This is a genomic window from Campylobacter sp. 2018MI13 (assembly GCF_018501135.1).
Classification (GTDB): domain Bacteria; phylum Campylobacterota; class Campylobacteria; order Campylobacterales; family Campylobacteraceae; genus Campylobacter_E.
The window spans coordinates 1-225 of record NZ_JAHCZC010000353.1 but is presented as its reverse complement, the minus strand read 5'-3'; the positions used below and the strand labels follow the sequence as shown (position 1 = coordinate 225).

At 44.0% G+C, this 225-nt stretch carries 1 rRNA gene; it reads left to right on the top strand.

What is annotated here, in order from left to right:
* A 23S ribosomal RNA gene (locus tag KJQ99_RS10360) occupies positions 1-225 on the top strand; the annotation flags it as partial.

Genomic DNA, 225 nt, shown 5'->3' with positions numbered 1-225 from the left:
TTTAGGTATAGCGTTGTGTAGTAGCTATAAGGGGTAGAGCACTGAATGGGCTAGGGCATACACCAATGTACCAAACCCTATCAAACTCCGAATACTTATAGTGTAATCACAGCAGTCAGGCGGCGAGAGATAAAATCCGTCGTCGAGAGGGGAACAACCCAGACTACCAGCTAAGGTCCCTAAATCTTATTTGAGTGGAAAACGATGTGAAGTTACTTTAACAAC